We start from the raw sequence: 7,039 nt of genomic DNA on the forward strand, positions 1-7,039 counted from the left end.
TGCCAAACGCGACTACAGATTCATCTGCACGATCGTGGCGCCGGCTCCCCCCTGATGCGGTTCGGCCTGGCGATACGACGAGCAGTAGGACGACGTGCTGAGGTACTCGGCGACCGCTTTGCGCAGCGCGCCAGAGCCGATGCCGTGGATGATGCGCACTTCGGGACGGTTGGTCAGGAACGCCTGGTCAAGGAATTCCTCGAGCTTGCGCAGCGCGTCCGTGGTGCGCATCCCAATGAGATTCACTTCGCTTTTTTCGCGATCGTCCGAGGAGAACGTGATCGTCTCGGCACGCGGCTTGGGCGCGTGAGTTTCCTCTTTCGAGCGCGCGCGCCGTAGCCTGTCCGGCGCGACTTCAATTCTGAGTCCGCCGCGCGCTAGCACGGCGCGGCCTTCGTCGAGCGCGACCAGCTCGCCGCGGATATCGCCGATCTCGACATGGTCGCCGACTTTGAGCGGCCGATCGTCGTCCTCGGCGGCTTCTTCGCGCGGCGCCGCCTGCTCCAGTTTTTCACTCGCGCGCGTGATGAACGCGGTCAGGTCGGGACGAGCCTTGGCGCGCGTCTTGAGCTCCGCCATCAGGTCGCCGCCCTCGCGCTTGAACTCGTTGATCAGCTCGGCGACCTCGCTGCGAAGCCGCGCGCGTTCGGTCTCAAGCCGCTCCTGCGCCTTCTGACTTGACTCGCGGGCCGTGCGTTCCTGTTCCCACAGCGATCGCTCGCGCTGCTGTAGCTTCTCGGTTTCTTCGGCGAGGCGGGTGCGTTCGTCTTCGAGCTTTTTCAACGCCTCGGACAACTCGGCGCTGCCTTCGCCCATTGCGTCCTGCGCCGCCTGGATTACCGCGGCCGGCAATCCGAGCCGGCGCGCGACCGCGATTCCATAGCTCTGGCCGATTGTGTGCGGCTTCAATCGATAGAGCGGCGCCAGATGCTCGGGATCGAAATCGACCGCGGCCGCGTCGAAACCGGCGCGCGAATAGGCATGCAGCTTCACCGCCGTCGAATGCGTTGCGATCGCGACCAGGCATCGGCGCGCGCCGAGATGATTCATGAGCCCGATTGCGAGCGCGGAGCCCTCGGCCGGATCGGTGCCCGCGCCGGGCTCGTCGAGAATCACCAGCGCGGGCTCTTCGAGCAGGCGCAGGATCTCCGACAGGTTGGCGATGTGGCCCGAGAAACTCGAGAGGTTTGCCGCAATCGATTGTTCGTCGCCGATATCGGCGAACACGCTGCGAAACACCATCGCCTTGCTGCCGGTCTGGGCGGGAATCAGAAGCCCTGCCTGCGCCATCAGCGAGAAGAGCCCCAGCGTCTTGAGCGCGACGGTCTTGCCGCCGGTGTTGGGTCCCGAAATCACGAGGCCGCGCTGCCCCGGCGCGATCCTGACGTCGATCGGCACGACTTCGCGTCCACTGGTTGTGAGCAGCGGATGGCGCGCGGCGATGAACTCGATTCCGTCCCCTACGATCGCGGGCTCGATACCACTGTAGCGCTGCGCGAACTTGGCGCGCGCGTTGAGCGCGTCGAGCGCAACCAGCGCGTTGAAGGTGAGCCCGAGCTCCTCGGCATAGCCGCCGACCATCGCGGTGAGCTGCGCCAGGATGCGCGTCTCCTCGGCCTCGACCTCGCGCTCCAGCATCATCAGACGGTTGTTGAGCTCTACTGCCCACATCGGTTCGACGAACAGCGTCTCGCCCGACACGCTGCGGTCCTGCACGATTCCTTCGAGGCGCTCGGAGTAGTTGAGTTTGAGCGGCAGCACGAAGCGGCGATTGCGCAGCGTGACGAGAGTATCGGAGACGAAGGGTTCCATACCCGACGAGCTGAGCGAGCGCATCAGGCGCGCCTCGAGATCGGCGCGCTCGTCGCGCAGGCGCGTGCGCAAGCGTTTCAGCTCCGGGCTCGCATCATCGAGCAACGAGCCGTCGTCGCCGAGCGCGCGCAGGAGCGCATCGGCCAGCTCCTTGGGCGCGAGCAGGTTTTGCGTGAACGCGGCGACATGCGGAAAGCGCTCGACGCGCGAGCGCAGGAAGCCGGCCGCGGTGCGGGCAGTCACGACGAACTCGCGCACCTGCACGAGAGAGACGCCGTCGAGAATCGCGCCGACGCGCGAGGCCGCGAGCAGCAGCGCGCGCTGGTCGCTGAACTCTCCGATCGGCACCGAGCCCGAATGCTCGCGCAGCTCGACCATCTCGGCCGTCGCGCGCAGGCGCTCGCGCACTTCGTCGGGATGCGACGCCGGGCGCAACGCCGCGAGCGTCTCCCGCCCCGGCTCAGAGGCCGCAAACTCGGTGACGAGCGCGAGCACCTTGTCGTACTCGAAGGCTTTCAGATCGCGGTCGCGCATAAAATTTCGTGGCCGGCGCGAGTGCATACGCATCGCATCGGCGATGGGTTATATCTACTCCGAGCGCAAAGTCCGCGCAGCAGGGCTGCTCTCCGTCCCCTCTCCTGGTTAAGGAGAAGGATTCAGAAAATGAGGAGAGTGCATTTTCTTATGGGTAGTTTCTGATGGATCGAATCGAATCTCGAATCAGCACTTCTTCCGACGAGTTCAAACAGAATCGGGCGGCGATGCTTGAGCGCGTGACTCAGCTTCGTTCCGAGATCGAGCGAATTCGCCTCGGTGGCCCGGAGAATGCGCGCCAGCGGCATCTCGAGCGCGGCAAGCTGCTCGCACGCGATCGCGTGAAGCGGCTGCTCGATCCGTCGAGTCCGTTCCTCGAGCTTTCGATGCTCGCGGCGCACGGCATGTACGATGGCGAGGCGCCGGGTGCCGGAATCGTTACTGGCATCGGGCGAATCCAGGGACGCGAGGCCGTTATCGTCGCCAACGACGCAACCGTGAAAGGCGGCACGTATTATCCGATCACGGTGAAGAAGCATCTGCGCGCGCAGGAAATCGCGATGCAGAATCATCTGCCGTGCATCTACCTGGTCGATTCGGGAGGCGCCTTCCTGCCGCTGCAGGCTGATGTTTTCCCTGACCGCGAGCACTTTGGACGAATTTTCTACAACCAGGCGCGGATGTCCGCGATGGGCATTGCACAGGTCGCAGCCGTGATGGGCTCGTGCACCGCGGGCGGCGCGTATGTTCCCGCGATGTGCGACGAGAGCATAATAGTGCGCAACCAGGGCACCATTTTTCTTGCCGGTCCGCCTCTGGTGCGCGCGGCGACGGGAGAAGAGGTCACTGCCGAGGAGCTGGGCGGCGGTGATGTGCATACGCGGCTCTCGGGCGTGAGCGATCATCTCGCCGACGATGATGAGCATGCGCTCGAAATCGCGCGCTCGATTTTCGAAAATCTCGGGACTCGCACGGTGCGGGATGAGTTCCAGCCCGATGCGCCCGAAGATCCTCAATACGATCCTGCGGAGCTTTACGGGATCATCCCGACTGACACGCGCAAGCCTTACGACGTGCGCGAAGTGATCGCGCGTATCGTCGATGGCTCGCGGATGCACGAGTTCAAGCCGCGCTACGGCACCACGCTCATCACCGGCTTCGCGCGAATCTTCGGCTACGAAGTCGGCATCATCGCCAACGCCGGCGTGCTGTTCAGCGAGTCGGCGCTGAAGGCGACGCACTTCATCGAGCTCTGCTGCGCGCGGCGAATCCCGCTCATTTTTCTACAGAACATCACCGGGTTCATCGTCGGCAAGCGTTACGAGCAGGGCGGTATCGCCAAGGATGGAGCCAAGATGGTGAACGCAGTTGCGAATGCGCAGGTGCCGAAGTTCACCGTGATCATCGGCGCGTCGAACGGCGCGGGAAATTACGGGATGTGCGGGCGGGCGTACTCGCCGCGGCTGCTCTTCATGTGGCCGAATTCGCGAATCTCCGTGATGGGCGGGGAGCAGGCCGCCAACGTGCTGCTTACGGTCAAGCTCGACCAACTGAAGCGCGAAGGTAAGGCGATGCCCGATGCGGAGCAGAAAGAGTTCGTGCGCCCGACGCTCAACAAGTACGAAGAGGAATCGAGCTGTTATTATTCGAGCGCGCGGTTGTGGGACGACGGCGTGATCGATCCCATCGAGACGCGCGCCGCGCTCGCGCTGGGGATCGCGGCATCGTTGAATGCGCCGATCGCGCCGTCAGCGAATTTCGGTGTGTTGCGGATGTAATGTTCTTCAGAAAAAGACTCGCCACCAAGGCCACAAAGACACGAGGCGGGCAGCGACGCCCGCCCCACCGCATTTTTTCAGAACAACGCCCGATCAACGAGACCGCGCTCACGATGCTGCCTGCCGATTCCGCAATCAGCGCTTCACGGCGCCGACGACCAGTAGGACAATACCGACCGCGATGGCGCCTTCTGCTACCAGCGGCGGGATCACGTGCTGCTGAGTTTCGTTGGCCTCGACGTGAACGTCGCCGAGCTTGGCGACTTCCTTGGTCTGATTGGTGGTGAAAACCGGGATCGCAAGGCCGGCGAGGCCAAGCAGGAGAATCGCGGCACCAGCCATGAGGATGCTTTTCATGAGTCGGCTCTCTCCGTGCGTCTTCGAGACATCGCAATGAGAGCAGCCGCCGTGCCAACCGATAGTTGAGCGATCAACTCGCAGGGGCGATCTTCCGAAAGTACCGACCGTGAATATTTTTCCGCTAACGACTTAGCCCAGGAAGTGCACCGCGATCAGTATGTTGCTCAGGAGGAAGGCGACGGGGATTACGATGCGCGAGATGGCGCGCAGGCGGATGCCCAGGTCGCGGCGGCGGTCTGAGCGATGCGTCACGTGCACCATCATCAGCTCGCCCATCGCGAGGAACACGAATACGTAGCATTGCAGGAAGAACGCATCGATGTACGTGAGATACGGCACGCGCGGCATCGTTGCCGAGATCGCGAATGCGAAGGCGATCACGGTCAGGATGGTCGTGACCGCCACCGTCACCTGGGTTGACAGGTCGCGCGCCTCAACCCAGAAGACCGCCCACGACAGCATTACCATCAGGAGCAGAGGCACGAAGACCTTCCAGATATAGAAGCTCGACTTGCGCTTCACACCGATCTGGAATTCGACTTCGCTGATCGGCGATCCATCATAGCCTTTCGCGGCGTGCACCTCCGGCTCGACGACCTGGAGCTGCCACTGCGCGAGCGAGCTGTAGGCGTTGAACTCGCTCGCCGTCCATAGGTGATGGTCGTTGAGGCTCAGCGTGATGAAGCGGCCCGAGCCGAGGAATGGATGGATGATTATCGGCAGGAGCTGTGAATCGAATGGGAAGCGATGCAGCCGGAAGCGGGCCGACAGCAGCACGCGGAAGCGCTCTGCGTAGTTGACGCTGCCGTCGGGCCTGACGAGAGCGATCGCATCGTAAACCTGCCGCGCACCGGCGGCGTTTATGATCTCGAGGCGCGGGGTCCAGATTTCACCGGGATGATAGAGGCGCCCGGGGTGCTGAGGATCGGGAGTGAACGCGAGCCGCGGGTCCTTCCACCGCAGCAGCAGGTAGCCGTCAACTGAATACTGCTCGTTGACCTCGTCGATCGAAGAGATGTTGAGAATATGGAGGCCGACGCCGACGTCGATGTTCTGGCCGAGCACCAGAGGCGGCGCGAGGATCGGATTGCGCGCGGGCGGCTCGGGCTCGGCCGCTCCCGGACTTTCGGCGCCATACGCAGACACCAGGCAGATCAGCAGCATCGCGGCTGCCGCTGCCAGCGTTCGCCACCACCCCGCCCGTCTCATCGTTGCTCATTCACCTGGGCTCAACATCTTGTCAGGCCGGACCATCCGATCAAAGTCCTCGCCGCTGAGATAGCCGAGCGCGAGCGCCGCCTCGCGCAGCGTGGTGCCCTCGTGATGCGCCTTCTTGGCGACGGCGGCGGCCTTATCGTAGCCGATATGGGGACTGAGCGCGGTTACGAGCATGAGAGAATTGTCGACGTAGCGCGTGATCTGCTCGCGATTGGGTTCGATGCCATCCACACAATACTTGCGGAAAGAATCGCATGAATGTCCGAGCAGCACTACCGAGTGCAGGAAGTTGTGGATGATGAGCGGCTTGAAGACGTTGAGCTCGAAGTTGCCCTGCGAGCCCGCGGCGGTGATCGCGGTGTCGTTGCCGATCACCTGGATGCAGACCATCGTCATCGCTTCGCTCTGCGTCGGATTCACTTTGCCCGGCATGATCGACGAGCCCGGCTCGTTCTCGGGCAGGATCAGCTCGCCGAGGCCGGAGCGCGGCCCCGAGCCCATCCATCGCACGTCGTTGGCGATTTTCATCAACGAGCAGGCCAGAGTCTTGAGCGCGCCCGAGCCCATCACGAGCGCGTCGTGGGCGGCGAGGGCGGCGAACTTGTTGGGCGCGGACTTGAACGGCAGTCCGGTGTAGAGCGCGATCTTCGCTGAGACGCGGTCGGCGAACTCGGGATGCGTATTGAGGCCGGTGCCGACTGCGGTGCCGCCGATCGCAAGTTCGTAAATATCCGGGAGGACAGACTCGATGCGCCTGATATCGGCGTCGATCTGCGCGACGTAGCCGGAGAATTCCTGACCAAGAGTTAGCGGCACAGCGTCCATCAGATGAGTGCGGCCGATCTTGACGATATTGGCGAACTCGGCGCCTTTCTTCGCGAGCGCGTCGCGCATCCGCTTCAGCGCCGGCAGCAGCTTTTGATTGATCTCCTCGGCCGCGGCGACATGCATCGCGGTCGGGAAGGTATCGTTGGAGGACTGCGACATATTGACGTCGTCGTTGGGATGTACGGGCTTCTTGCTGCCGAGCACGCCGCCCGCGAGCTCGATCGCGCGATTCGAGATGACCTCGTTGGCGTTCATGTTGGTCTGGGTGCCGCTGCCGGTCTGCCAGACGCGCAATGGAAACTCGACGTCGAGCTTGCCCGAGGCGACCTCGTCGGCCGCCTGCACGATCAGCCGCGCCTTGTCGGCGGCAAGCTTGCCTAGATCCTGGTTGACCTGGGCGGCGGCCTTCTTGAGCAAGCCAAAGGCGCGGACCATCGAGCGCGCCATGCGGTCGGGCCCGATGTTGAAGTGATGCAACGAGCGTTGGGTCTGCGCGCCCCAGTAATGAT

At 63.4% G+C, this 7,039-nt stretch carries 5 protein-coding genes; 1 reads left to right on the forward strand and 4 read right to left on the reverse strand.

Translation table 11 applies throughout. The features are described 5' to 3' along the window. Positions 1–12 precede the first annotated feature (12 nt). The gene (locus tag VMA09_11465; protein HUA34216.1) at positions 13–2,346 is read right to left on the reverse strand and encodes an endonuclease MutS2; all 2,334 of its coding nucleotides are present in this window, start codon (positions 2,344–2,346) and stop codon (positions 13–15) included. A gap of 164 nt (positions 2,347–2,510) precedes the next feature. On the opposite strand from VMA09_11465, the gene VMA09_11470 reads away from it, so the two are divergent. Further along, positions 2,511–4,124 carry a carboxyl transferase domain-containing protein gene (locus VMA09_11470; GenBank protein ID HUA34217.1) on the forward strand — a complete coding sequence of 538 codons (1,614 nt, stop codon included), beginning with the start codon at positions 2,511–2,513 and terminating at the stop codon, positions 4,122–4,124. Between the two features lie 135 nt (positions 4,125–4,259). Here VMA09_11470 and VMA09_11475 read toward each other — a convergent pair whose 3' ends face one another. From VMA09_11475 to fumC, 3 genes are all read right to left on the reverse strand, one after another. After that, on the reverse strand, positions 4,260–4,481 hold the full coding sequence (locus VMA09_11475; protein ID HUA34218.1) for a hypothetical protein: 222 nt from the start codon (positions 4,479–4,481) through the stop codon (positions 4,260–4,262). 132 nt (positions 4,482–4,613) lie between these two features. Beyond that, the gene (locus VMA09_11480) at positions 4,614–5,693 is read right to left on the reverse strand and encodes a hypothetical protein (GenBank protein HUA34219.1); all 1,080 of its coding nucleotides are present in this window, start codon (positions 5,691–5,693) and stop codon (positions 4,614–4,616) included. Between the two features lie 6 nt (positions 5,694–5,699). Next, positions 5,700–7,039: class II fumarate hydratase (fumC, locus tag VMA09_11485; protein ID HUA34220.1), on the reverse strand; the 1,340-nt coding region annotated here is incomplete at its 5' end.

It is taken from the genome of Candidatus Binataceae bacterium (assembly GCA_035508495.1).
Classification (GTDB): domain Bacteria; phylum Desulfobacterota; class Binatia; order Binatales; family Binataceae; genus JASHPB01.